Here is a 24208-nt window from a genome sequence, read left to right on the forward strand (position 1 = left end):
ACGCTCGCTCCGCGAGCGTCTGCACTTCCATCACGATCGGGGCGAGAACCCCGCAGGAGGAACGATGACGCGCATCGCGTTGCTGTCCACGTCCGACACCGATCTGCTGTCAGCGCGTACGTCGGCGGGCGACTACGCGTGGGCCAACCCCGCTCGAGCCAGCGGCTCCGAACTCACCGCGCTCGTCGAGGACGCCGCGATCGTCGTCGTACGCCTCCTCGGCTCTCCGGACGCACTGTGGCCGGGCCTCGCCGCGGTTCGCGAGGCCGGTACGCCCCTGGTCATCCTCGGTGGCGAGCAGACACCGTCCGCGGAGCTGATGGAGTTGTCGACCGTCCCGATCGGGATCGCGGCCCAGGCGCACGCGTACCTTGCCGAGGGCGGCCCCACGAACCTCGGGCAGCTGCACGCGTTCCTGACCGACTCGGTCCTCCTCACCGGTGAAGGCTTCGAGCCGCCGAGCGAGATCCCAGCGTGGGGCTGGTCGACGCGTGCGATCGCAAGGCGCGAGAGCGAAGCGGGCCGAGTGGGCCCGCGAGCGAGCAGCAACGCAGTGAGCGCTCCGTCGAGGGTCGGCGTGCTTTACTACCGAGCCCACGAGGCGTCAGGCAACACGCAGTTCGCCCACGATCTCGCCGACGCGATCGACGCCACCGGACACGCAGTGGGTCTGCCGATCTTCGCCGGTTCGCTCCGGGCTGCGACCGACGATCTGTACGAGGCGCTCGGCACTCTCGACGCACTGATCGTCACCGTCCTGGCCGCCGGCGGGAGTGTCCCCGCAGCAGCCAGCGCCGGTGAGGACGATGAGTCCTGGGACGTGGAGCGGATGGCCGCCCTCGACATCCCGGTGCTGCAGGGGCTGTGCCTCACCAGCAGTCGCGCCGAGTGGGAAGCATCGGACGACGGCGTCACGCCGCTGGACTACGCGACCCAGATCGCGATCCCGGAGTTCGACGGCCGGATCTCAACTGCACCGTTCTCGTTCAAGGAACTCGACGAGCAGGGCCTCCCGCAGTACGTGTCCGACCCCGAGCGTTGCGCCCGGGTCGCGGGGATCGCCGTCAACCACGCTCGCCTGCGGCACATCCCCAACAACGAGAAGAAGCTCGCGCTCGTCCTCTCGGCGTACCCGACCAAGCACGCCAGGATCGGCAACGCCGTCGGCCTGGACACCCCGGTCTCGGCGATCCGGCTGCTGCGTCGACTGCGTGACGAGGGCTACGACCTCGGCACCGACAGCCCGGTGCTCCCGCTACTGGACCTCGCCGACGACACCGCGGCGGGCGACGCCCTCATTCATGCCCTCATCGCTGCCGGAGGTCAGGACGAGGAGTGGCTGACCTCGGCGCAGCTCACGGACGCGCACGTACGCATCTCCGCGGACGCGTACGCCGAATGGACCAAGGATCTGCCGGCGGAGTTGCGTGACGCGATGACCGGGGCCTGGGGCGAGGCGCCGGGTTCGCTGTTCGTCAACGACGCGAACGAACTCGTGATCGCCACGCTCGTCGTCGGCAACATCGTCATCATGATCCAGCCACCGCGCGGCTTCGGGGAGAACCCGGTCGCGATCTATCACGACCCGGACCTACCGGTCACCCACCACTATCTTGCGGCGTACCGCTGGCTGGAGCGCGGCTTCGGCGCGGACGCAGTCGTCCACCTCGGCAAGCACGGGTCGCTCGAGTGGTTGCCGGGCAAGAACGCGGCGCTCTCAGCGTCCTGCGGCACGGACGCCACCCTCGGCAACCTGCCGCTGATCTACCCCTTCCTGGTCAACGACCCGGGTGAGGGCGCCCAGGCGAAGCGGCGCGCACACGCCACCATCGTCGACCACCTGGTGCCGCCGATGGCACGAGCCGAGTCGTACGGGGACATTGCGCGTCTCGAGGCACTGCTGGAGGAGTACGACAAGATCTCGACGATGGACCCGGCGAAGCTGCCGGCCATCCGTGGCGAGATCTGGCAGCTGATGCACGCTGCCGAACTCCACCGCGATCTCGGTCTGGAGGAGCGTCCCGAGGACGAGGAGTTCGACGACTTCCTGCTGCACGTCGACGGCTGGCTCTGTGAGATCAAGGACGCCCAGATCCGCGACGGGTTGCACATCCTCGGGGCTGCGCCGGACGGCGAGGCACGCGTGAATCTGGTGCTGTCGATCCTGCGGGCGGGTCAGGTCTGGGGCGGCGTCGGCAATGCGGTCCCCGGACTGCGTACGGCGCTCGGACTCGACACGACGGACGCGGCCGGTCACTCGACCAGCGAGGTGGACGTTTTCGAGGCGCAGGCACGCGAGCTGGTCGAGGCGATGGAGAAGTCCGAGTGGGACCCGAGCGCCGCCGCGACCCTTCACGCCAACGCCGATGTGGTGCGGGTCCTCGAATTCGCCGCGACCCAGGTGGTCCCCCGTCTGGCCCGGACGACGGATGAGATGGACGCGATCCTGCATGCGCTGTCCGGCGGATTCGTGGCCGCGGGTCCGTCCGGCTCGCCTCTGCGCGGACTGGTGAACGTCCTCCCCACTGGCCGCAACTTCTACACCGTCGACCCGCGCGCGGTCCCGTCGCGACTGGCGTGGCAGACCGGCCAGGCGATGGCCGACTCGTTGATCCAGCGTTATCTCGACGAGACCGGCGAGTACCCGGCGTCCGTCGGCCTGTCGGTGTGGGGCACCAGTGCGATGCGTACCGCCGGCGACGACATCGCCGAGGTGCTTGCGCTGCTCGGCGTACGCCCTGAATGGGACGAGCAGTCCCGCCGGGTCAACAAGCTCGAGGTCGTCCCGCTCGAGGAGCTCGGCCGCCCGCGCGTCGATGTCACGGTGCGCATCTCCGGCTTCTTCCGGGACGCGTTCCCGCACGTCGTGGCGATGCTCGACGACGCCGTCCAGATGGTCGCCGACCTCGAGGAGAGCGCCGAGCAGAACTTCGTCCGCGCGCACACCCAGGCGGACCTCGCTGCCCACGGCGACGCCCGTCGCGCGAGCACCCGCATCTTCGGGTCCAAGCCCGGGGCGTACGGCGCCGGCATCCTCCAGGTGATCGAGTCCGGGACTTGGCGCGATGACAACGACCTCGCGGAGGTCTACACCGCCTGGGGCGGGTTCGCGTACGGCCGGGGGCTGGATGGGGTGCCGGCGGCCGATGACATGCGCCAGAACTACAAGCGGATCAAGGTGGCGGCAAAGAACGTCGACTCGGTCGAGCACGACATTGCCGACTCCGACGACTACTTCCAGTACCACGGCGGCATGGTCGCGACCGTGCGGGCGCTGACCGGATCGGACCCGAAGGCGTACGTCGGCGACTCGACCTCGCCGGACAACATCCGGACCCGCACCCTCGCTGAGGAGACGGCCCGCGTCTTCCGCGCCCGCGTGGTCAACCCGCGCTGGATCTCAGCGATGCAGCGCCACGGGTACAAGGGTGCCTTCGAACTGGCCGCGACCGTCGACTACCTGTTCGGGTTCGATGCCACCGCCGGTGTCGTGCACGACTGGATGTACGAGAAGCTCGCGACCGAGTACGTCCTCGACGAGACCAACCAGGCGTTCCTGCGGCAGTCGAACCCGTGGGCACTGCGGGGCATCGTCGAGCGCCTCCACGAGGCGGCCGAGCGCGGGCTGTGGGCCGAGCCGTCGGCCGACCTGATGGCCCAGCTCCAGACGGTCTATCTCGACGTCGAGGGCGACCTGGAAGACGGAGCCGGCGCCGCCGGAGGTGGCGCCCGGGGTAACACCCCGTGATCCAGGTCATCGGCATCGGCATGGGCCTGGGTCAGATCACGACCGAGGCCGCCGCCGCGCTGCGCGAGTGCGACTACATCATCGCCGCCTCCAAGCGGGACGACGACGGCCTGCTCGCGCTGCGCAGCGCGGTCTGCGATGCGTACGACCTGCCGCTGATCGTGGTCCCGGACCCGGAACGCAACCGCGCGACTGAGTCCGTCAGAGGCGAGGCCGGCTACGTCGGCGCAGTCACCGACTGGCACGCCGCCCGGGTGGCTGCGTACCGCGAAGTGATCTCGACGCATGCGGGCCGGCCGGGGTTCCTGGTCTGGGGCGATCCCGCGCTGTACGACTCCACCATCCGGATCGTGCGCGAACTCGACGACGACTACTCGGTCATCGCCGGGATCTCCGCTCCGCAGCTGCTCGCGGCACGGCACCGGATCGTCCTGCACGAGGTCGGGCAGCCCGTGTTGATCACCACTCAGCGCCGACTCGCCTCGGCGGTCGCCGGGGGCTCCGAGAACGTCGTGGTGATGCTGACCTCGGGATTCGCCGACGACCTTGTGGCAGAAGCCGGCATCGCCGACTGGCAGATCTGGTGGGGGGCGAATCTCGGCACGCCGTCCGAGCGCCTGGTCGCCGGAACAGCCGGCGAGGTCGCCGAGCAGATCAGGTCAGCTCGCGACGCCGCCCGGGCCGAAGCCGGTTGGGTCATGGATCTCTACCTGGTGCGGAAGCCATGAGCGGGCTGCTGATCGCCGGCACGACGTCGGACGCCGGCAAGTCATTGGTCACCACCGGCCTGTGTCGCGCGCTCGCGAACCGTGGCATCAAGGTCGCGCCGTACAAGGCCCAGAACATGTCGAACAATTCGATGGTGTGTCTGGCCCCGGACGGTGGCACGGCCGAGATCGGCCGGGCCCAATGGGTCCAGGCCCTCGCCGCGCGTGCCACGCCCGAGGCCGCGATGAACCCGGTGCTGCTCAAGCCCGGGACCGACCGCCGCTCCCACGTCGTGGTGATGGGTCAGCCCGGCGGACACGTCGATGCCGCCGACTTCGTCACCGGCCGGCGACACCTCGCAACCGCGGCGTGGGACGCGTACGACGACCTCGCCTCGCGGTTCGACGTGATCGTGGCCGAGGGCGCCGGCTCGCCGACGGAAATCAACCTCCGCCAGTCCGACTACGTGAACATGGGCCTGGCCCGGCACGCCGACCTCCCGACCATCGTGGTCGGCGACATCGATCGCGGAGGCGTCTTCGCTGCCCTCTGGGGCACGGTCGCGCTGCTCGAGCCGGCCGACCAGGCCCTCATCGCCGGCTTCGTGATGAACAAGTTCCGCGGCGACGTCTCGCTCCTCGCGCCTGGGATCGACGAGCTCACCCGGCTCAGCGGTCGCCCGACGTACGGAGTCCTGCCGTGGCGATCCGACGTCTGGCTGGATTCCGAGGACGCCCTCGACCTGGCAGGTCGGCGATCGGGCGCCTCGGCCCCGATCCGGGTCGCGGTGATCCGACTCCCTCGGATCTCGAACTTCACTGATGTCGACGCGCTCGGGTTGGAGCCCGATGTCGATGTGGTCTTCGCGGCCACGCCTCGTGAGATCTCCGACGCCGATCTGGTCGTTCTGCCGGGCACCCGCCAGACCATTGCGGACCTGGCCTGGCTGCGCTCGCGCGGCCTGGATGTCGCCTTGCGCGATCACGTCGCAGCCGGGAAGACGCTGCTCGGCATCTGCGGCGGGTTCCAGATGCTCGGTTCGGTCATCGCCGACCCGGACGGCGTCGAGGGCGAGGCGGGCGCCGAGGTCGAGGGGCTGGGGTTGTTGGACGTACGCACCGACTTCGCCGTCGAGAAGACCCTCCGGCTCCCCGTCGGCTCGGCCCTCGGAGTCCCGGCGAGCGGGTACGAGATCCACCACGGACGGATCAGCCGCGGCTCGGGCGAGGACTTCCTCGGCGGCGCTCGCGCTGGTCGGGTCTTCGGGACGATGTGGCACGGCTCGCTGGAGGGCGACGACCTGCGTACGGCGCTGTTGGCGACTGTGGCGGACCGGGCACCCTCGGGCGTCTCGTTCCCCGCGGCACGCGATCGTCGGTTGGAGCTCCTCGGCGAGCTCGTCGAAGAGTGTCTGGACGTGAACGCCCTGCTGGAGCTGGCACGCCATGGAGTCCACGACCTGCCCCTCCTGCCTCCCGGGAGCGCCCGATGAATGACCAGACGGAGCCGAGGATCCTGATCCTCGGCGGCACCTCCGAAGCGCGCGAACTGGCGGCACGCCTCGTGGAGGGCGGGTACGACGTGACGTCCTCGCTCGCCGGCCGTGTGGCCGAACCGCGCCTGCCGGTCGGCAAGGTCCGGATCGGTGGTTTCGGCGGCGTGCCCGGCCTGCGGGCGGCTCTGGTCGACTACGACCTGGTCGTGGATGCGACCCATCCGTTCGCGCAGGGCATGACCGCCAATGCGGCCGCCGCGTGCACTGACATCCCGCTGCTGCGGCTCGCGCGCCCCGGGTGGACCTCCGATCCACACTGGCATGTGGTGGACACCCACGAGGAGGCGGCTGCTCTCTCCGCAACCCTGGGGCACCGCCCGTTCATCACGGTCGGTCGCCAGGAGCTGGCCCGCTTCTTCGGAGACCTCGGCGGGCAGGAGGCGCTCGCCCGTGTGGTCCAGCACCCCGAGGACGCGCTGCCGTCCGCCTGGACCCTGATCCTGAGCCGCGGCCCGTACGTCCTGGAGGATGAACTCGCTCTCATGCGCGATCACGCCTCGGACGTGCTGATCACCAAGGACTCCGGCGGTACCTTCACCTGGCCCAAGATGCAGGCGGCCGCGGAGCTCGACATCCCTGTGATCGTCGTACGCCGTCCCGCTGATCCCGAGGGCATCCCGAGCGTTTCAACTGTGGACGACGCCGTCGTCTGGATCGAGGCACAACGTTGAGAACCCTGGTCACCGGAGGCGTACGCTCCGGCAAATCTGCCCACGCGGAGTCGCTGCTTGCCGGCATGCCGGTCACCTATATCGCGCCGGGGCCGACTGCCGATGATGCCGACTGGGCGGCCCGCGTCGCCGCCCACCGCGCTCGCCGACCGAGTGAATGGAGCACCGTGGAGACGGGCGATCTCGTCTCGGCCCTGAGCGTCGAGGGACCCGTCCTGATCGATTGTCTGGGCACCTGGCTCAATCGATGGTTGGACGAGCGGCAGCTCTGGGAGACCGACACGGAAACGGCTGTTGCCTCAGTCGCCACCGAACTCGACCGGATCGTGGTGGCAATCCGTCAGGATCCCGCACGCGACCTCGTCGTCGTGACGAATGAGGTCGGACTCGGCGTCGTCCCCGAGCACCGCTCGGGGCGGCTGTTCCGTGACCTGCTCGGTCTGATCAACCAGCGGGTGGCCGCGGCCTGCGACGAGGTACATCTGGTCATCGCAGGCCGCGTACTCACACTCTGATCAGACGAGTTCGCTGCGCCCGCCCTCGACCACCTTCGCCGCCAACGGCGCGAACACGAGGCCGAGCACACTCCACAGAATCACCTGGTTGGCGATCGAGTAGACCCTGAACTGGGCCAGCACGTCAGCCGGGAACCCACCGAGCAGGATCTTCCCCTGCGCGTCGAGTACGGGGCCCGGGGTCTCGTGGAAGTTCGGCAGGACCACCATCACGATCGCGATGAGGCCCAGGTAGGCAATCCCCATCAGGATCGAGACATTCCACGTCGACATCCGTGCGCGCAGCTTCTGGCCGACATACACGGCGAGAAACAGCAGCAAGCAGGAGACCGCCATCATGATGAGGAAGTCAGCACCTCGCTCACGGATGGTGTCCGGGTTGCCGATCGCCGGTGGGTTCGCCGGGTACTTGGCGTACGGCACCGCGTACATGCCGAGGAAGCCGAACAGCGGGATCAGCAGCCCCAGGGTGCGGGCTCGGAGCGTGCCGACCCGACCCGTCGCCACCACGTACGCGACCGCGACCAGCGCACCCATCGCCATCGCGTAGAGCACCACGGCAACTCCGGAGCCGACATAGCCCTGGAAGGTGCGCGAGAAGATTTCCGAGCCCTCATCGTGGGAGTGCGTGAGCGTGGACAGCGCCTCGTCTCGCGCACTTTCGTACGCGATGGCGCGATTGATCACCGGTTCGACAACCGTGATCGTGAAGACATAGATGCACAGGCCTGCGGCTGCTCCTGCGAGCAAGCCGCGGCCGATCAGCCGCGAAATCATATGCAGTTGGTCAGAGGCAGTGTGGTGTCAGCTGCGGTGAGTGCTCAGTGGCACGGGAAGCCGAGGAGGTGGCGTCCGTCGTGCATGAGTTCGTGCAGGACCATGCTCTTGCCGAACACCGACATGGCGCCTTCGTCGATGCCGACGAAGTAGATCGCGAGGAGGGCGAACATCGCGACGGCAAAGAGGCCGGCGACGGTGGCAACCTTGGCCGAGACGATGGGCTGGACTGCGGATACAGCGGTGCTCATGTGAAGCTCCTTCAGGAATACAACGTTCCCAGGTGGGCGGAAGCACCCCGTCGGAAGATCTGACTCAAGCCTTGCGGCTCTCACAGTGGCGTGACCGTGCCGGACTCTGCCTTTTGAGGGGCATTCACCGGACTTCCTCACGTACGACGTGCGTTCAGCACGCTATCAGACTCGGGCCCGTGGAAGGCGGTGGCTGTCCACCGGAACGTCGGCGAGAAGATGTTGTTCGACGATGGCTCGGGCAGCCGCCGGATCCACCGATCCGTACCAGACGTCGTCGGGCTGGACGCTGATCACCGGAGCCTGATTGCAGGGGAACTGACAGCCCGTGTGTACGAGCAGCACGTCGTCGTCCCCGAGGTTGTGCTCGACCATCGCCAGAACCATCGTGCGTACGTTGTCCATCTGGCCCTGGGCCGTGCAGCGCGGTCCGCGGCAGACCATCACCTGGTGCCGGTGAGCTGTCACGTCCTCCCAAGCAGCCGAGGTGAGGCCCGGCTCGTGACCGGTCAGCGGTTTGGTGTCGGCGAGCGCCTCATCGATGTCGCCGAGGGACTTGGCGAGACGGGAGCCGATCAGGATCGTCGGTCGCAGCCCGGCCCGTTCCCGCCACCAGTGGGCTGCGATCCGCGGCAGCCAGGAGTGCCCGGGGGCGAGCAGGCCGGTGTCGATGCCGATGAGCGTGATGGAGGACTCCCCCGCATCGGCCAGCCGGGTCAGTTCGAGCGAGAGCGACGGGTCGCCCATCTGCAGGAACGCCAACGTCGCCCCGCGCCGCTGCGCCTCGACGACGATCGCATCTCGGTTGTCGACATCGGTGACGGACATTCCGACGAGTACGACCGCCGTCATCGCGTCCTCCCCAGTGCGGTCGCGCCGGCTGCCGCGACCAGCACCGCGGCGAACCCGACCCTGTCCGCGAGCCTGTTCGCCCGCGCAATGTCGGCCACCGCCGGGGCCGGCCCGTCGCCCATGACCACGCGGTCCTCGACGACTCCGTGATACGTGTTCGAGCCGCCGAGGCGTACGCCCAATGCACCCGCGAAGGCCGACTCGACGACCCCGGCGTTGGGGCTCGGATGGGCGGCCGCGTCGCGACGCCAGATCCGGATCGCCTCCCGAGCCCGGGTCGGTGCGGCGATGGCGACGAGTACGCCGCCAGCCCGTGCCGCGGGGAGGTTCACCACGTCATCGAATCGAGCCGAGGCGCGACCGAAGTTCAGGTGGCGCGGGTTCTTGTAGCCCACCATCGCGTCGAGGGTGTTCGCTGCGCGATATCCGACCAGGCCGGGGACTCCGGCGACCGCACCCCAGAAGAGCGGCGCAACGACCGCGTCGGAGGCGTTCTCGGCGACCGACTCGACGACCGCCCGGGCGATCTCGTCGGCGCTCAGATCGGACGTCTCGCGGGCGACCAGGTGGGTGAGTCGTTGGCGTGCAGCATCGAGGTCGTCGGTCTGGAGGTGATCACCGATCGCCGCCGACTCGCGGCCGAGCGAGCGGCCGCCGAGGACGACCCACGTCGCGAGTGCGGTCGCCGCGGTGTGTACGACGGGTCGGCGTCGCGTCGAGCGTTCGACGACGAGTCCGGCGGCGGTCACCGAACCGACGAGGATGGCCGTGTACGCGACTCCGCGCAGCCGGGAGTCGGCGTACGTCCGACGCTCCAGCTCGGCCGCCAGCTGTCCGAATCCGGCCACGGGATGCCAGCGCTGCGGGTCGCCGAACGCGCGGTCGGCGGCGAAGCCGAGCAGGAGCCCGGCGGCGCGACTCATGCGAGGACCACCAGCAACCCTGCGAGCGCGAGTTCGATCCCGGCGCCGAAGATGTCACCGGTGACGCCGCCGAGGCGCTTGCGGGCGTGGATGATCAGCGCGACCACGACGTGGAACGCGACGAGCGTGGCCAGGACGCCGCGCCCCCAGTCCAGACCCGCCTCATGGGCGGCGAACGTCAGCGCGACGGCCGCCGCGGTCCACCACAAGACCGTGACCGCGGTCGGGACAGTCTGGGTGAAGGTGTCGCCCAGCCCACCGGGGCGCGCACTGGGTACGCCGCGGGTGCAGCAACTCGCCAGGGCCAGCCGGGAGACGCACACCGCGACCGCGGCCAGCAGTCCCCCACGCCAGCCGTGCAGGCCGTACGCGAAACCGATCGCCTGGAGGCCCATCACCACGATCAGTGCGACGACACCTGCCGGTCCGGCCGCGCCGGATTTCATCACCGCGAGCGAGCGTTCCCGGTCGTAGGAGGCTGCCAGTCCGTCGACGGTGTCCGAGAGTCCGTCCAGGTGGAACGCGCGGGTGCCGAGCGCGAGTACGGCCACGGCGAGGACGCCCTTGATCAACATCGGGAGTCCGGTGAGGGCGAGGAGTCCGACGGCCGCGCCGAGCGGGACGACCGCGATCGGCGCCATCGCAATCGCAAGCCCGGCCACCCGACGGTCCACGCCGCGCGGTGGATGCATCGGGATCGCGGTGAGCGTCCCGACAGCAAGCCGCCACGCGTCGAGAAGCAGCCGGGGGCCCGTGGACGCAGGTGCAACGGTCATGAGAACTCCTGGATCACGAGGTCGAGAGCGGCGAGAAGCCGGGCGGTCTGGGCCGGTGGGCGCGCGGCGACGCGTACCCAGGTGTCGTCGAGACCCGGGAAGGTGTCGGCCCGGCGTACGGCGATGCCTTGCTCGCGCAACGCGGCGTGGACGCCGGCGCCGACCTGGGCGAGGACGTACGGAGCCCGGCCGTCAACAACCCTGATCCCGCGCTGGCTCAACTCGTCGGCGAGGTGGTCGCGCCATCCGGTGAGGTCGGCCGCACGGCGATCCGACTCGTCGCCGGCATCGGCCAGGGCGACCATCGCGGCAAGCGCCGGTGTCGAGACCGACCACGGGGTCTGGAGGTCGGCCAGAGCGGTGATCATCTCGGGATCAGCGAGGACGTACCCCGCCCGGATCCCCGGGATCGACCACTGCTTGGTGAGGCTCCGTACGACCACGATCCCGCCGCCGCCGACCCCGCCGAAACCCGGCGTCTGCCATGCCGAAACCCGACATCCGTCAGGTCGAGACACGGAGTTTGGCTCTCCGGGAATGGCGTCGATGAACGCCTCGTCCACCACGACCGTCCGGCCCGACTTCGCCAGCGAGCGGATGTCCGCGGCGAGGTGGAGTACGCCCGTCGGGTTGGTCGGGTTGCCGATGATGACCAGGTCCGCGTCCGCAGGTACCCGCTCAGGCCGGAGCCGGAAGTCGTCGTCCGTCTCGACGACCGTGACCTCGCGCCCCGCCCTGACGAGCGCGGCGTGTGGTTCGGTGAAGCCGGGGTGGATCACCACCGATCGCTGCCAGGGGCGTACGCGAGCGAGCAACTCGAACGCCTCGGACGCGCCTGAAGTCGGAAGCACCTCGTCCGGAGTCCGGCCGTGGCGCTTGGCCAGGGCCTGACGGGCGGAGGTGGTGTCCGGGTAACGATCAGCTGATGCCAGCCCTGCGGACAGAGCGCGCTCGAGGAACTCCGGACGCGGGCCCGCGTACACGTTGACCGCGAAGTCGAGGAGCCCGTCGGTCGCCTCGACGTCGCCGTGATGACGGAGATCGGGCTTCGGTGTGGCAGACGTCGGGTTTGCTGCGCTGCGCGCAGCACTCCCTCGTTCGGCGCGAACGCTCGCGCAAGCGCGGCGTTCGACCTCACTCCGGTCGTCTCGGCGTGACGGATGTCGGGTTTCGGCGTGACGGATGTCGGGTTTCGGCGTGCGCGCGGCAGCCTCGGCGAAGCGTTGGGCGAGGAACGGGTGGCCGGCCCAGTGGGTGTGCAGGTACGAGGCATGCAGGGTGGAGGAGGCCCATCCGATTGCCTCGCCGTCCACCAGCCAGGCGGCCTGCTCCCCCACCGACGGCGTCGTGGTCGTCCGATGGAACTCGTGCCCGGTGACCACGTCGCCGACGCGAGTCAGCAGCGAGTCCGAGGCCGCCTCAGCCTCGGGATAGCGCAGCGTCAGCCGCTCCGCCATCGCCGCGTCCGTCGCCACCGCGCCGACCATCGGCGTACCGTCCAGCGAGGCGGCCAGGTAGAGCAGCCCGGCGCATTCGGCAACCGTCGGGACACCGGACTCGACCGCGGCCCGGACATCAGCCATCAACGGCTGGTTCGACGCGAGCTCGGCGGCGTACACCTCGGGAAAACCGCCCCCCAGGTAGATGCCCTGCGTCCCGTCCGGGAGTGCCACGTCGAGGAGCGGGTCGAACGAGACCACCTCGCAGCCGGCGGCGGTCAGCAGTTCCTCGGTCTCGGGATAGCGGAACGTGAACGCTCGCCCCCCGGCCACCGCGATCACCGGCCGGCCCTCGACGGGCTCGATCCGCGGGGTCCAGGGTTCGACATCGAGGTCAGGAGCCGTACGCGCGACGTCCAGCACGGCCGCCAGATCGACATGGGTTGCGACCTGCTCGCCGAGCAACTCGATCAACTCCGCGGACGCGTCCCGCTCAGCGACCGGGACCAGGCCGAGATGCCGCGAAGGGGCTGCCAGCCGGTCGTCCCGCGGCACGACGCCGAGGACCGGCAAGCGCAGGGACCGCTCGATCTCGGCGACGTTCCGTGCGGATCCGGCCCGGTTGAGGATGACGCCCGCGATCTCGACCGAGGGGTCGTACGCGACCATTCCGACAGCGATCGCGCCGGCCGTCCGCGACAGGCGAGCCACATCCATCACCAGCACCACGGGCGTACGCGTCAACGTCGCCACATGGGCCGAGGACGAGAACCCTTCGCGGCCGACCTTGCCGTCGTAGAGGCCCATGACACCTTCGATGACGGCGATGTCGGCACCGCGGGCACCGTGCACGAGCAACGGCGCGATCAGATCAGGACCGACCAGATGCGGATCGAGGTTGCGACCCGGCCGACCGGTCGCAAGCGCGTGATAGCCCGGATCGATGTAGTCCGGCCCCACCTTGTGACCACTCACGGTGAGCCCGTCGGGAGCATGGGGCCCGGCCGTACGCAGCGCAGCCATCAGCCCCGTCGCGATCGTGGTCTTGCCCTGGCCGGTGGACGGAGCGGCGATCAGGATCCGGGGAAGGATCACCATTCGATGCCGCGCTGGCCCTTCTGGCCGGCGTCCATCGGGTGCTTGATCTTGGTCATCTCGGTGACCAGGTCGGCCACCTCGATGATCTGGGGAGCGACGTTGCGGCCGGTGATGACGACATGCTGATGACCCGGACGGTCCCGCAGGAACGCGGCGACCTCAGCGGCGTCGATCCAGCCCCACTTCACCGGATACGCGAACTCGTCCAGGATGTAGAGATCGTGCTCCTCGGCGAGCATCCGTCGCTTGATCTCCTCCCAGCCGTCGCGCGCGACCTGGGCGTGATCCTCGTCCTCGCCCTTCCTCCGCGACCAGGACCAACCGTCGCCCATCTTGTGCCACTGCACCGGGCCACCCTGGCCGGTCTCCTCGTGGACCCGGCCGAGTGCGAGGTACGCGGTCTCCTCGCCGACCTTCCACTTCGCCGACTTCACGAACTGGAAGACAGCCACGTTCCATCCCTGGTTCCAGCCGCGCAGCCCGAGCCCGAAGGCGGCCGTCGACTTTCCCTTGTTGTCACCGGTGTGGACCATCAGCAGCGGCCGGTTGCGCCGCTGCGCCGTGGTCAGGCCGTCGTCCGGGATGTTCGTCGCCACGCCCTTTGGCATCAGGCACTCCTCATGTTCTGAATCGGTCCCATGGCGGCGGCTTCGGTCAACGCCGTCGAACTGACCTCACCGACTGGCAGGTGTTCGGCTCCGAGCCGGACCGCGAGTTGCCTCGCCAGCCCGAATCGCAACGGCCCGCTCTCGCTGTCCACCACGACCGTGGTGATCCCCAGGGTCGCCAGGTGGTCGGCAGCCTGCTGGGAGCGCGCGACACCGTCAGCGCCGTCGGTGGCGCGACCGTCGGTGACGATCACCAACAGAGGGCGCGTACGCGGGTCGCGCAGCCGCTCCCGTTGGATGACCCGGGCTGCTTCGAGCAACCCCGCAGCCAGCGGCGTACGCCCTCCGGCGGGAATCTCGTCGAGTCTGGCTGCGGCGACATCCACCGATCGCGTCGGCGGGAGTACGACCTCCGCGCCGGCGCCTCGGAACGTCACCAGACCCACCTTGTCGCGGCGCCGGTACGCATCCAGCAGCAGCGAGAGGATGGCGGTCTTGACCGCACTCATCCGCTTGCGAGCGGCCATCGAACCGGAGGCGTCCACGCAGAAGAGGACGAGGTTGGCTTCCTGGCCGATGCGTACGGCTCGTCGCAGGTCCTCGGCCCGGAGGATCACCGGCCCGTCGGTGCGTCCTCGAGCCGGCTGCGCCCCGGCCGCAGCCTGCAGGGTGGCGACCATGTGGAGACCGGTGCCAACGCCTTGAGGCGCCACGCCGGCCACTTGACCTCGTCGTGAGATCGCGCGGCTGCGTCGCCCGTCGGCGCCTTCACCCAGGCCATCCACGCGGAGCAGCTTCGGCCGGTACGGCTGGGTTGCCGCCACCGTGCTGTCGGTGGGTGCCGGACCGCTGCCCTGCGGATCTTCCGAACGTTCGGAAGGCGTCGGGTCAGGGGTTTCCGAACGTTCGGAAGATTCAGAGGCAGGGGTATCGGCGGACGATTCGCCGGACGACGATGGCCCCGAATCCTCCCTGGTGGTCGAGTCGTCGGCTTCGCCGGGTCCGTCCGGTTCCGGCGGCTCGGGCAGGTCGTCCTCGGCCAGCAGCCGATCGAGCAGGTCCTCGTCGAGGCCCGGGGCGTCGAAGGGATTGCGGCGTCGACGGTGCGGCAGAGCGAGGATCGCGGCGCGCCGGATGTCCGCCTTGGTGACGGCCGACCGTCCAGCCCACGCCGCATGCGCCACCGCGGTACGCGCCGTGACGATGTCTGCGCGCAACCCGTCCACCTCGAAGCCGGCGCAGACCTTCGCGATCAGCAGCAACGCCGCGTCGGAGAGTTCCACGCCCTCGACGGCCGCGCGCGCCTTCTCGATCCGCGCGGTCAGATCGGCTTCCTGGACGGCATAGGACGCTGCGAAATCCCCGGGCGCGGAGTCATAGGCCATCCGGCGGCGTACGACCTCGGCGCGCAACGCCGGATCCCGAGGCGCGGCGACCTCGACCGTGAGGCCGAAGCGGTCGAGGAGCTGCGGCCGCAGCTCGCCCTCCTCGGGATTCATCGTGCCGATCAGCACGAACCGCGCGGCATGTTCGACCGAGACGCTGTCCCGCTCGACGGTGGCTCGACCGGTGGCCGCGGCATCCAGCAGCAGGTCGACCAGGTGGTCGTTGAGCAGGTTGACCTCGTCGACGTAGAGGATCCCCCTGTGGGCCCGGGCGAGCAGTCCCGGCTCGTACTCGACCTTGCCGTGCGCCAACGCGCGCTCGAGGTGCAGCGATCCCAGGACGCGGTCCTCGGTGGCGCCGACGGGGAGTTCGACGAGGCGTACGGCCCGGGTGATCCGTTCGGCTTCCGGGCCGAAGGGACCGTCCGGTGAACTGGCGGTCGCATCGTCCGGGTCGATCGAGAAGCGATCGGTGGCGTACGCCTCGATCGGGGGCAGGATCGCCGCGAGCCCGCGGACGGTCGTCGACTTCGCGGTGCCCTTCTCGCCGCGTACGAGGACGCCGCCGATCTCCGGCGCGATCGTGGTCAGGATGAGCGCCAGGCCCATGTCGTCGAGCGCGCCCGGCTGGCAGCCGACGACGGCCGAGAACGGAAAGTGGGTGGCGATGCCCTGAGGCATCGGGTGCGTTCGTACGTCTGGCATTGAGGCTCCCGCTCGCTCGCCATGGCTGAGGACGGTCGCAAGGCCGGTCTTCGGACTTGTCGAGTCCCGTCGGACGGGCTCGACTCACCGCAGCGGGCCTGTGCCGGACTCTCACCGGCTTCCCAGATTCTCCCCGCCCGGACTCGCTGCCGTTTCCGACAGCGTTGCGGTTGGGGCACCTTGCAAACGTTGACCTCACGATAGCGTTTCGGCCCATGACCACCAGCGGCCGACCGAGCGATGGAACCGCCCGCGTACGCGTCGTCGGCGTCGCCGCCGACGGATCACTCGCCTCCCCGGCCCTCGTCGAGGGCGCTGCGGTCGTGATCGGCGCGGAGCGCCACCTCGCGCTGCTCCCGCGGGTGGCCGATCAGATCCGGTTGCCCTATCCCAAGCCGCTGCGCGACGGGTTGGTCGCGTTGCTGGCGGAGCACCCCGGAGCCGTGGTCCTGGCCTCCGGCGACCCGCTGATCTCGGGCCTCGGCAGCACCCTCATCGAGTTGCTCGGAGGAGATGCCGTCGAGGTCCACCCGACGGTCTCCTCGGTGACACTCGCGCGAGCGGCGATGGGCTGGGCAGCCGAGTCCTGCGCCGTGGTGACAGTCGTCGGACGACACCCGGCCGCCGTACTGCGCGAACTCGCGCCCGGGCGACGGATCCTCGTCCTCTCCTCCGACGAGCACACCCCGGGGACCCTCGCACGGATGTTGACCGGGGCCGGGTACGGCAACACCCGGATGACCGTGCTGGGCAATCTCGGCACGCCCGAGGCGAGCCGGGCCGAGGCCAGCGCCGAGGACTTCGCCGAGGCTGTCCCCCGGCTCAACATCGTGGCCCTCGAGGTGGTCGGCTTGCGGGTCGGTCTGGGTTGGACGGCCGGCCTGCCCGACGAGGCGTACGAACACGACGGCCAGCTCACCAAGCGCGACCTGCGGGCTTCGGCGCTGGCACGACTCGCGCCCACCCCCGGTGAGCACCTCTGGGATGTCGGGGCCGGCGCCGGATCGGTGGGGATCGAGTGGATGCGGGCACATCCGTCCTGTCAGACGACCGCGATCGAGGCCGACCCGGAGCGAGCAGCCCGCGCCGCGCGCAACGCTGCCGCGCTGGGCGTACCTGATCTGGTGGTGGTCGAGGGCCGCGCTCCCGCTGCGCTGGCCGACCTTCCCGCACCGGATGCGATCTTCATCGGAGGCGGCGCGACGCGCCCAGGCGTACTCGACGCGTGCCTTTCCGCACTGCGTCCCGGCGGCCGACTCGTCGTTCACGGCGTGACGTTGGAGACCGAAGCACTGCTCGCTGGCGCATTCCAGACGTACGGCGGCGAACTCACCCGGATCTCGGTCGAGACGACCGCCCCGGTCGGCACCTTCACCGGATGGACACCGGCACGGGCTGTGACGCAGTGGGCGTACGTGGTTCCACGCTGACTACGCGGGCAATGCTTGATCTGGGTTCGAAGGCGTTGGTGCGATGCACGTAAGTGGCACAGATACGTGCCACTTCCCGGAAGATCGGGCCGCCAACGTGCCACTTGCCTCACGCCAGGAACGTACGCGCCGCGTCCACGACAATGCCCGGCTTCAGCACCGGTGTGATGTGACCGCCTGCGTACCACTCCAGGCGCGAGCCCGGGATCCCCGCATGCAGTTCCTCGGCGAGCTCCGGCGGAGCGATGCGATCGGATCGTCCGTGCAGGACCAGGGTCGGTGTCCGGATCTGGCGGAGTGAGGCGCGAGCGTCGTACGCCTGGGTCGCGGCGCGTTGACGTTGGAAGGCGTACACCGGCTGTCGCGGCTTCGGACCGATCGGCAGATGCGGCGAGATCGAGAACAGCAGGTTGCGCTGCCACGTCCGGATGACGCGCGCTCCCGACGCCAGCAGGATGAGGCGGGCGACGCGTTCGGGGTGCTGCAGGGTGAGTTCGAGACCGATGCGGCCTCCCATGGAGTAGCCGAGGACATTGGCCGACGGGATCGATGCAGCATCGAGGACCGCCAAGGCATCGGCTGCCATCGTCTGGATCGAGTACGGCTCATCGGGCTTGTCGCTACGCCCCGCTCCGCGGTTGTCGAGGACCACGACCTGGAAGCTCTCGGACAGCCGCCGGACCATGTCGCGCATGTCCCGCAGATCGCTCCCGAGTCCCGGGATCACGAGTAACGGCGCCCCAGAGCCACTTACTTCGTAGCGGATCCGCGTCGGACCGTTGTGCGCCTCAGGCATCCCCAGAGCCTACGACTCGGACTCGCCCCGCTTTGCCCTCCGGTCGCGGCTTGCGGCGTACAGGTAGGACTCGCCGCCGTCGCGCTCCAACGCTCGGCCGACCAGGATGATGGCGGCTTGTTTGAGCCCGACCCTCTCGACAGCTTCGGCGATGGTGCCGACCGTGCCGCGCAGCACCTGCTCCCCCGGTTGGCTCGCGCGGTGGACCACGACCACGGGGCAGTCCTCGCCGTAGAACGGCGCCACGTCAGCCATCAGGTCGCGAATCCGGGTGATCCCGAGATGCAGCACCAAGGTCGCCCTGGTCGCGGCGTACGCCTGGAGCGACTCGGTCGACGGCATCTCGGTGGACCGGGCCTGCGTACGCGTCAGGACAACTGACTGGGCCACCAGCGGGACGGTCAGCTCAGCGCCGACCAGGGCCGCAGCAGCGGCGTACGCGGGCACGCCCGGGCAGACATCCCAACCCACGCCTGCTGCGTCGAGGCGTGAGGTCTGCTCGGTGAGTGCTGAGTACAACGACGGGTCACCGGAGGTGAGCCGTACGACCACCCGACCCGCGCGACTGTTCGTCACCTGGATGTCGATCATCGCCTCGAGGGTCAGGTCCTGGGTGTCGATGAGTTCGGCGCCGGGTCGGCAGTACGACAGCACGGCCTCGTCGAGGTACGTCCCCGGATAGAGCACGACGTCCGCGGCGGCGAGCAGATCTGTCGCCCGGACGGTCAGCAGGTCAGCCGCACCCGGGCCGGCTCCGACGAAGTGAACGGTCATCGGATGGCGCCCAGATCGTGACGCCGAGGGGTCCAGACGCGCCCGGTCGCGGTGACGCGAGTGGCCGACGACCCGACGATGATCAGGCACTTCATGTCGATCGACGCAGGGTCAAGATCGCCGAGCGTCGTCACGGTCAGGCTCTCCTCGGCGCGACCGACGTCGCGGCCCACAACGACTACCGTCGACGGCTCGTGCACCTTCAGCAACACGTCCTTGGCCCAGCCGACCTGTTCGGATCGTGACCTCGACGCAGGGTTGTAAAGCGCGATCACCAGGTCAGCTTCGGCCAGCGCCCGGAGTCGGTCCTCGAGGACCGACCACGGCTTCAACCGGTCGGACAGATTGACGACCGCGAAGTCGCCGCCAATCGGGGCACCCGCCTTGGCGGCGACTGCCTGGACCGCCGACAGACCGGGAAGCACTCGGATGTCGACCGCGTCGTACGCGGGGTCCTGAGCGGCCTCGAAGACGGCCGAGGCCATCCCGAAGACGCCGGCGTCACCGCCGGACACCACGGCCACCCGCTCCCCGCTGAGCGCAAGATCAAGCGCGAATTTCGCCCGGTCCACCTCGACAGTGTTGCCCGACGCGTGACGAGTCAGTCCCGCACGTTGCGGCACCCGCGCGACGTACGGTGCGTAACCGACGATGTGGTCCACCTCTGTCAGCGCTGCGGCGACCTCGGGAGTCAGCCACGCGTCCGGGCCCGGGCCGAGCCCGACGACCAGCAACTCCGCCGGCTGCTGGACATCAGTCACGTCAGCGCTGGCCGCGTCGGCCGCGGTCGCATCCGTACGCATCCGCGCCGAGGTCGCCTCACGACCGGAGTCGCCGGGCACCACGATCAGCGAGAAGTACGGGACCGAGTCCGGGTCCACATCCGTGACGGGCAGCCAGCGCTCGTCGGTCTGGGAGGCACGTTCGACGTACCAGGCGCCCTCGAGTCGGCCCGCCTGGGCGAGCGCGGAGCGTACCGCCGGGAACGTCCGACCGAGCTTCATGATGATGGCGCCGTCAGTGTCGGCCAGGCGGCGGGCGAGCTCGGGCTCCGGGAGGGTTCCGGGCAGCACGGTGAGGACGTCGGTCTGGCGCACCAGCGGCGTCGAGACGGCGGCGGTGGCCGCCGCGAACGCAGTCACACCGGGCACCACGGACGTCTCGTAGATCTCCTTGAACCGGTCGTGGAGATACATCGACGACCCGTAGAAGAGCGGGTCGCCCTCGGCGAGGAGGACGACGTCGCGACCCGCGTCGAGGTGCGCCGCCAACCGCTGTGCGCAGGACTCGTAGAAGTCCGTCATCGCCCCCACGTAGCCGCCGGGATGCTCGGTCGATCCGGTGGTCACCGGATAGCGCAGCTCCTCCTCGACGACGCCTGTCGGGATCACGTCCGCCGCAATCCGACGCGCATGCGACTCGGTGCGTACGCCCGCGTGGAACGCGACCACATCGGCGGCTCCGATGATCCGCGCCGCCTTGAGCGTGATGAGTTCGGGGTCGCCGGGTCCGATGCCGACGACGGTGAAGCGACCCGGTGCTGTGCTGCTCACTCGATCTCCTGGGCAAGCGCGTTGAGTGCCGAGGAGGTCATCGCCGACCCGCCGCGGCGCCCGCGGACGGTCACGAACGGAATGTCGATCCCGTGTGTCGTCGCGAACGCCGCCAGCGCGTCCTTCGACTCGGCGGCACCGATGAAGCCGACCGGACAGCCCACGATCGCCGCCGGTCGCGGGCCACCATCTGCGATCAACTCAAGCAAGTGGAAGAGGGCCGTCGGCGCGTTGCCGATCGCCACGACCGCACCGTCCAGCACGGGCTCCCACAAGGACACGGCCGCAGCCGTACGCGTCGTCCCCCACTCCTGCGCCAGCGCGGGTACGCGCAGGTCGTTGAGGTAGCAGAGCACCTCGTTGTCCTTCGGCAACCGGCTCCGGGTGACGCCGGTGGCGACCATCGTCGCGTCGCACAGCATCGGTGCGCCGGCCTCGAGTGCTGCCCGGGCCGCCGAGACCATCTGCGGGTGGATCACCAGGTCGTCGGCGAGGTCGACCTGGCCGCTGCCGTGGATCATCCGGACGGCCAGCTTCTCCGCGTCGGCCGGGACCCGCGACAGGTCGGCTTCGCGCCGGATCGTGGCGAAGGAATCGACATAGATCGCCGCGCCGGTGTCGACGTAGTCGAACTGTCGATGCGGCTGTCGCGGCGTGAAGTCGGTCATGACTGCTCCTTGGATGGTACGAAGATCCCCCGCCACGGGGTCACGATGAGGACGGGTCCGGCCAGCAGCGACTCGGCCTCAGCACGAGTGAGGACGCCATCTGGCACCGCGACATGAACGCCGCCGTCCACCGGCCCGTACGGCAGCGGCCCCGCCGAGACCCGGCATCCGTCACCCCGAGACCCGGCATCCGTCATGCCGAGACCCGACGTCTGCCACATCGAGACCCGGAGTTCGTCAGGCAATTCGCGTACGTGCCAGGCCGCGGTGGCTCCAGTGCCGCGGGTTTCCAGAAACCCACACGCCAGAGCCACCAGCGCGGCAGGCGCAGCAGGCAGAGGTACGACCGGGCCCCAGTCGTCACCGACCCGCAACTGAGCCCGTTCCGCATCGAGGGCCACCAGACCCAGGTCGGCGCGTGTCGCGACCACATCCCCGCGCCCGTCGTCGAGGACGAAGAGGAACCGCCCGGGCAAGACGCCGAGCGCAGGATCGCCGACCAGCAGGCGATCGAGTTCGGCCGCCACCGGCCGCAGATCAGCCAGCCCCCCGGCGTACCCGGTCTGCGGCGACACCATGATGTTGCGGACGAGTTCGTGATCGCGGGACGGGACCAGTCCGGTCGACTCCAGCGCCGAGACGACCTCGGCCGGCAGGCAACCGAAGCCCGGCAAACCGCGGATCTGCAGGTTCGCACGCGCCGTGAGGTGTACGACGCCGTCGCCGAAGCGCTCGGACACAGCCAGCAGCGAGTCCAGCTGCTCACCGGAGAGTCGGCCGCCAACCAGGCGCAAACGCACCAGCAACCCATCCGAGGCAGACCACGGTCGGAAGACACCAGGACACAGGTCACCCCGCGTACGCACGGCACTGTCCGGCGGCGTGGTGTTCAACGACGGTCCTTCCGGCCTGGACCCGTACGCGGAGCCCTCAACGACCTGGCGGCGGTCACCGCAAGGGCCAGCAGGTCTTCGGACTCGGGATCACTCGGGACGGAACGCCTTCCCAGTCGCGCTCATTGAGCGCCACCAGTGGCATCGTGCTCCGCCCGTCACCCACACCGCTGCGCGTCAGTCCCGGACTGTGCTCGCGGACGAGCAGTCACCGGGTTCCCTGGCTCCCGGAGGAGCTTGACTGGCGCGCCCAGCGTACGCCCTCGGGTTATGCGGTGGAACCGACCGCAACGGCTGCGGAATGATGACGCCGGTGAGCGCAACGTTGGTGGCCCGGGATCTGTCGGCCGGCCACGGAGCAAAGGCACTCTTCGACGACCTTGACCTGGTCGTCGCGCCCGGCGACGTCATCGGCCTCCTCGGCCCGAACGGTGCCGGCAAGTCCACCCTCCTGCGTACCCTCGCCGGCGAGCTCGATCCCGAGGCAGGCGACGTCGTGCTCGCGCCCGCGTCTGCGACGGTCGGCTACCTTCCACAGGAGCACGAGCGACGTGTGGGCGAGACCGTCGCGGGCTTCCTGGAGCGACGGACCGGAGTCGCCGCGGCGACCGCGCGGTACGAGGCAGCCTCCGCAGGACTCGCCGACGGGACGACCGAGGCCGACAACGAGTACGCCGAGGCGTTCGAGCGCTGGCTGGCGTTGGGCGCCGCGGACTTCGAGGACCGGGCCGAGGTCGCCATGAAGGACGTCGGCCTCACGGTGCCGCTCGACACCGCGATGACCGCTCTCTCCGGAGGGCAAGCCGCACGGGCCGGCCTCGCCTCGCTGCTCCTCAGCCGGTACGACCTCTACCTCCTGGACGAGCCGACCAACGATCTCGACCTGGCCGGTCTGGAACTGCTCGAGCAGTTCGTGTCGTCGCTGCGGGCGGGCACGATCATCGTCAGCCACGATCGCGAGTTCCTCTCCCGGACGGTCACCAGCGTCCTCGAACTCGACTCACACCAGCATCAGATCAGCTTCTACGACGGTGGCTACGACGCGTATCTGCACGAGCGCGAGATCGCTCGCCAGCACGCCCGCGAGGAGTACGACGAGTACGCCGGCAAGGTCTCTGACCTGCGCAATCGCATGACCACGCAACGCAACTGGGCCACGCAGGGCGTACGCAATGCGCGGCGCAAGCAGGCGACCGAGCGGGACAAGTTCGTGAAGAACTTCGCCGCGGACTCCGCCGAGAAGCAGGCCGCGAAGGTACGCCAGAGCGAGCGGGCGATCGAGCGGTTGGAACGCAACGCTGTCGAGGAACCGCGCAAGGAATGGGAGCTGCGGATGGAGATCGCCGCCGCTCCCCGATCTGGCGCGGTGAGCGCGGCACTGACAGACGCCGTCGTACGCCGCGGCGACTTCGCCCTCGGTCCGCTCTCGTTGGAGATCGGGTGGGCGGAGAAGGTTGCGATCACCGGCCCGAACGGCGCAGGCAAGTCCACCTTGCTCGGAGCGCTCCTCGGCCGACTCCCCCTGGACTCCGGCGAGGCGTACCTCGGCCCGGGAGTGGTCGTCGGGGAGGTTGATCAGGCACGGCGCCGCTTCGAGCAGACCAGCTCGATCCTCGACGCCTTCTCAGCGCATGCGCCGACGCTGGCACCGGAGGACATCCGCACGCTGCTCGCCAAGTACGGCCTCAAGTCCGACCATGTGACCCGGCCGACCCAGACTCTCTCCCCCGGTGAACGGACCCGTGCCGGACTCGCGCTCCTCCAAGCCTCCGGGGTCAACCTGCTGGTCCTCGACGAACCAACCAACCACCTCGACCTGCCGGCGATCGAACAACTCGAACAGGCCCTCGCCACCTACCCCGGCACCCTGCTCCTGGTCACCCACGACCGACGGATGCTGGAGGCCGTACGCACCACTCGACACCTGCAGGTAGATGCCGGGCGGGTGAGTGAGAGCTGACTGGAGCAGCGCGAACGGAATAGTGCGGATGCTTCCTATTCTGCCGAGATCAGCGCGCCGTCGGTTGGGGATAATGGCGCCGTGCGTGATGACCTGTATCGACCCCGGATGCAGCATGTGAAC

The 24208-nt window shown here is 69.5% G+C and carries 20 protein-coding genes and 2 riboswitches; of the genes, 7 read left to right on the plus strand and 13 right to left on the minus strand.

From position 1 onward, the window contains the following. Positions 1-64 precede the first annotated feature (64 nt). The 5 genes from cobN to KCTC_RS02455 are packed head-to-tail and all read left to right on the plus strand — an operon-like array spanning position 65 to position 7197. Positions 65-3748: a cobaltochelatase subunit CobN gene (cobN, locus tag KCTC_RS02435; protein WP_125566435.1), complete on the plus strand. Its 3684-nt coding sequence runs from the start codon at positions 65-67 to the stop codon at positions 3746-3748. Continuing rightward, complete coding sequence (gene cobF, locus KCTC_RS02440; RefSeq protein WP_197715231.1) at positions 3745-4476, plus strand: precorrin-6A synthase (deacetylating); 732 nt, start codon at positions 3745-3747, stop codon at positions 4474-4476. The genes cobN and cobF overlap by 4 nt, the downstream gene beginning before the upstream one ends. Further along, positions 4473-5948: a cobyric acid synthase gene (locus tag KCTC_RS02445; RefSeq protein WP_125566437.1), complete on the plus strand. Its 1476-nt coding sequence runs from the start codon at positions 4473-4475 to the stop codon at positions 5946-5948. Before cobF ends, KCTC_RS02445 begins: the two co-directional genes overlap by 4 nt. Continuing rightward, positions 5945-6682: a cobalt-precorrin-6A reductase gene (locus KCTC_RS02450; RefSeq protein WP_125566439.1), complete on the plus strand. Its 738-nt coding sequence runs from the start codon at positions 5945-5947 to the stop codon at positions 6680-6682. Before KCTC_RS02445 ends, KCTC_RS02450 begins: the two co-directional genes overlap by 4 nt. Beyond that, positions 6679-7197, plus strand: a complete 519-nt coding sequence (locus tag KCTC_RS02455) for a bifunctional adenosylcobinamide kinase/adenosylcobinamide-phosphate guanylyltransferase (RefSeq protein ID WP_125566441.1) — start codon at positions 6679-6681, stop codon at positions 7195-7197. Before KCTC_RS02450 ends, KCTC_RS02455 begins: the two co-directional genes overlap by 4 nt. On the opposite strand, the gene KCTC_RS02460 is transcribed toward KCTC_RS02455, so the two are convergent. The 8 genes from KCTC_RS02460 to KCTC_RS02495 all read right to left on the minus strand — a co-directional run bounded on the left by KCTC_RS02460 (position 7198) and on the right by KCTC_RS02495 (position 15987). Then, positions 7198-7974, minus strand: a complete 777-nt coding sequence (locus tag KCTC_RS02460; protein ID WP_125566443.1) for a CbtA family protein — start codon at positions 7972-7974, stop codon at positions 7198-7200. 44 nt (positions 7975-8018) lie between these two features. Beyond that, positions 8019-8225, minus strand: a complete 207-nt coding sequence (locus tag KCTC_RS02465) for a CbtB domain-containing protein (RefSeq protein WP_125566445.1) — start codon at positions 8223-8225, stop codon at positions 8019-8021. Between the two features lie 165 nt (positions 8226-8390). Further along, on the minus strand, positions 8391-9077 hold the full coding sequence (locus tag KCTC_RS02470; RefSeq protein WP_125566447.1) for a (2Fe-2S) ferredoxin domain-containing protein: 687 nt from the start codon (positions 9075-9077) through the stop codon (positions 8391-8393). Further along, the gene (locus KCTC_RS02475; protein WP_125566449.1) at positions 9074-10000 is read right to left on the minus strand and encodes a cobalamin biosynthesis protein; all 927 of its coding nucleotides are present in this window, start codon (positions 9998-10000) and stop codon (positions 9074-9076) included. Before KCTC_RS02475 ends, KCTC_RS02470 begins: the two co-directional genes overlap by 4 nt. Beyond that, positions 9997-10776 carry an adenosylcobinamide-GDP ribazoletransferase gene (locus KCTC_RS02480; protein WP_197715232.1) on the minus strand — a complete coding sequence of 260 codons (780 nt, stop codon included), beginning with the start codon at positions 10774-10776 and terminating at the stop codon, positions 9997-9999. Before KCTC_RS02480 ends, KCTC_RS02475 begins: the two co-directional genes overlap by 4 nt. Then, complete coding sequence (locus KCTC_RS02485; protein ID WP_174233025.1) at positions 10773-13313, minus strand: cobyrinate a,c-diamide synthase; 2541 nt, start codon at positions 13311-13313, stop codon at positions 10773-10775. The genes KCTC_RS02480 and KCTC_RS02485 overlap by 4 nt, the downstream gene beginning before the upstream one ends. Continuing rightward, positions 13307-13921 carry a cob(I)yrinic acid a,c-diamide adenosyltransferase gene (cobO, locus tag KCTC_RS02490; protein ID WP_125566451.1) on the minus strand — a complete coding sequence of 205 codons (615 nt, stop codon included), beginning with the start codon at positions 13919-13921 and terminating at the stop codon, positions 13307-13309. The genes KCTC_RS02485 and cobO overlap by 7 nt, the downstream gene beginning before the upstream one ends. Continuing rightward, positions 13921-15987 carry a magnesium chelatase subunit D family protein gene (locus KCTC_RS02495; protein WP_125566453.1) on the minus strand — a complete coding sequence of 689 codons (2067 nt, stop codon included), beginning with the start codon at positions 15985-15987 and terminating at the stop codon, positions 13921-13923. The genes cobO and KCTC_RS02495 overlap by 1 nt, the downstream gene beginning before the upstream one ends. Positions 15988-16035: 48 nt before the next feature. After that, positions 16036-16202: riboswitch (cobalamin riboswitch) on the minus strand. A 24-nt stretch (positions 16203-16226) separates the two neighbouring features. Here KCTC_RS02495 and cbiE point away from each other — a divergent pair. Further along, the gene (gene cbiE, locus KCTC_RS02500; protein WP_125566455.1) at positions 16227-17441 is read left to right on the plus strand and encodes a precorrin-6y C5,15-methyltransferase (decarboxylating) subunit CbiE; all 1215 of its coding nucleotides are present in this window, start codon (positions 16227-16229) and stop codon (positions 17439-17441) included. A gap of 109 nt (positions 17442-17550) precedes the next feature. Here the strand turns inward: cbiE and KCTC_RS02505 are convergent, their stop codons facing one another. The 5 genes from KCTC_RS02505 to KCTC_RS02525 are packed head-to-tail and all read right to left on the minus strand — an operon-like array spanning position 17551 to position 22032. Continuing rightward, complete coding sequence (locus KCTC_RS02505; RefSeq protein ID WP_125566457.1) at positions 17551-18237, minus strand: alpha/beta fold hydrolase; 687 nt, start codon at positions 18235-18237, stop codon at positions 17551-17553. 9 nt (positions 18238-18246) lie between these two features. Next, positions 18247-19011 carry a cobalt-precorrin-4/precorrin-4 C(11)-methyltransferase gene (locus KCTC_RS02510; RefSeq protein ID WP_125566458.1) on the minus strand — a complete coding sequence of 255 codons (765 nt, stop codon included), beginning with the start codon at positions 19009-19011 and terminating at the stop codon, positions 18247-18249. Then, positions 19008-20564 (minus strand): precorrin-3B C(17)-methyltransferase, encoded by a 1557-nt coding sequence (cobJ, locus tag KCTC_RS02515; RefSeq protein WP_125566460.1) that lies wholly within the window; start codon positions 20562-20564, stop codon positions 19008-19010. Before cobJ ends, KCTC_RS02510 begins: the two co-directional genes overlap by 4 nt. Next, positions 20561-21232: a precorrin-8X methylmutase gene (locus KCTC_RS02520; RefSeq protein ID WP_125566462.1), complete on the minus strand. Its 672-nt coding sequence runs from the start codon at positions 21230-21232 to the stop codon at positions 20561-20563. Before KCTC_RS02520 ends, cobJ begins: the two co-directional genes overlap by 4 nt. After that, the gene (locus tag KCTC_RS02525; protein ID WP_231998803.1) at positions 21229-22032 is read right to left on the minus strand and encodes a nitrite reductase; all 804 of its coding nucleotides are present in this window, start codon (positions 22030-22032) and stop codon (positions 21229-21231) included. The genes KCTC_RS02520 and KCTC_RS02525 overlap by 4 nt, the downstream gene beginning before the upstream one ends. Positions 22033-22177: 145 nt before the next feature. Further along, positions 22178-22386, minus strand: a riboswitch (cobalamin riboswitch). A 52-nt stretch (positions 22387-22438) separates the two neighbouring features. Here KCTC_RS02525 and KCTC_RS02530 point away from each other — a divergent pair. Further along, entirely contained in the window at positions 22439-24085 is a 1647-nt protein-coding gene (locus tag KCTC_RS02530) for an ABC-F family ATP-binding cassette domain-containing protein (RefSeq protein ID WP_125566466.1), read from the plus strand. The last annotated feature ends 123 nt before the right edge of the window (positions 24086-24208 follow it).

This window comes from Nocardioides baekrokdamisoli (genome assembly GCF_003945325.1).
GTDB lineage: Bacteria > Actinomycetota > Actinomycetes > Propionibacteriales > Nocardioidaceae > Nocardioides > Nocardioides baekrokdamisoli.

Bases quoted from the DNA above. Each gene is read 5' to 3' on its own strand.
- cobN (WP_125566435.1), top strand. From the start codon at position 65: ATGACGCGCATCGCGTTGCTGTCCACGTCCGACACCGATCTGCTGTCA.
- KCTC_RS02445 (WP_125566437.1), top strand. From the start codon at position 4,473: ATGAGCGGGCTGCTGATCGCCGGCACGACGTCGGACGCCGGCAAGTCA.
- KCTC_RS02450 (WP_125566439.1), top strand. From the start codon at position 5,945: ATGAATGACCAGACGGAGCCGAGGATCCTGATCCTCGGCGGCACCTCC.
- KCTC_RS02460 (WP_125566443.1), bottom strand. From the start codon at position 7,974: ATGATTTCGCGGCTGATCGGCCGCGGCTTGCTCGCAGGAGCAGCCGCA.
- KCTC_RS02465 (WP_125566445.1), bottom strand. From the start codon at position 8,225: ATGAGCACCGCTGTATCCGCAGTCCAGCCCATCGTCTCGGCCAAGGTT.
- KCTC_RS02470 (WP_125566447.1), bottom strand. From the start codon at position 9,077: ATGACGGCGGTCGTACTCGTCGGAATGTCCGTCACCGATGTCGACAAC.
- KCTC_RS02475 (WP_125566449.1), bottom strand. From the start codon at position 10,000: ATGAGTCGCGCCGCCGGGCTCCTGCTCGGCTTCGCCGCCGACCGCGCG.
- KCTC_RS02480 (WP_197715232.1), bottom strand. From the start codon at position 10,776: ATGACCGTTGCACCTGCGTCCACGGGCCCCCGGCTGCTTCTCGACGCG.
- KCTC_RS02485 (WP_174233025.1), bottom strand. From the start codon at position 13,313: ATGGTGATCCTTCCCCGGATCCTGATCGCCGCTCCGTCCACCGGCCAG.
- cobO (WP_125566451.1), bottom strand. From the start codon at position 13,921: ATGCCAAAGGGCGTGGCGACGAACATCCCGGACGACGGCCTGACCACG.
- KCTC_RS02495 (WP_125566453.1), bottom strand. From the start codon at position 15,987: ATGCCTCAGGGCATCGCCACCCACTTTCCGTTCTCGGCCGTCGTCGGC.
- cbiE (WP_125566455.1), top strand. From the start codon at position 16,227: ATGACCACCAGCGGCCGACCGAGCGATGGAACCGCCCGCGTACGCGTC.
- KCTC_RS02505 (WP_125566457.1), bottom strand. From the start codon at position 18,237: ATGCCTGAGGCGCACAACGGTCCGACGCGGATCCGCTACGAAGTAAGT.
- KCTC_RS02510 (WP_125566458.1), bottom strand. From the start codon at position 19,011: ATGACCGTTCACTTCGTCGGAGCCGGCCCGGGTGCGGCTGACCTGCTG.
- KCTC_RS02520 (WP_125566462.1), bottom strand. From the start codon at position 21,232: ATGACCGACTTCACGCCGCGACAGCCGCATCGACAGTTCGACTACGTC.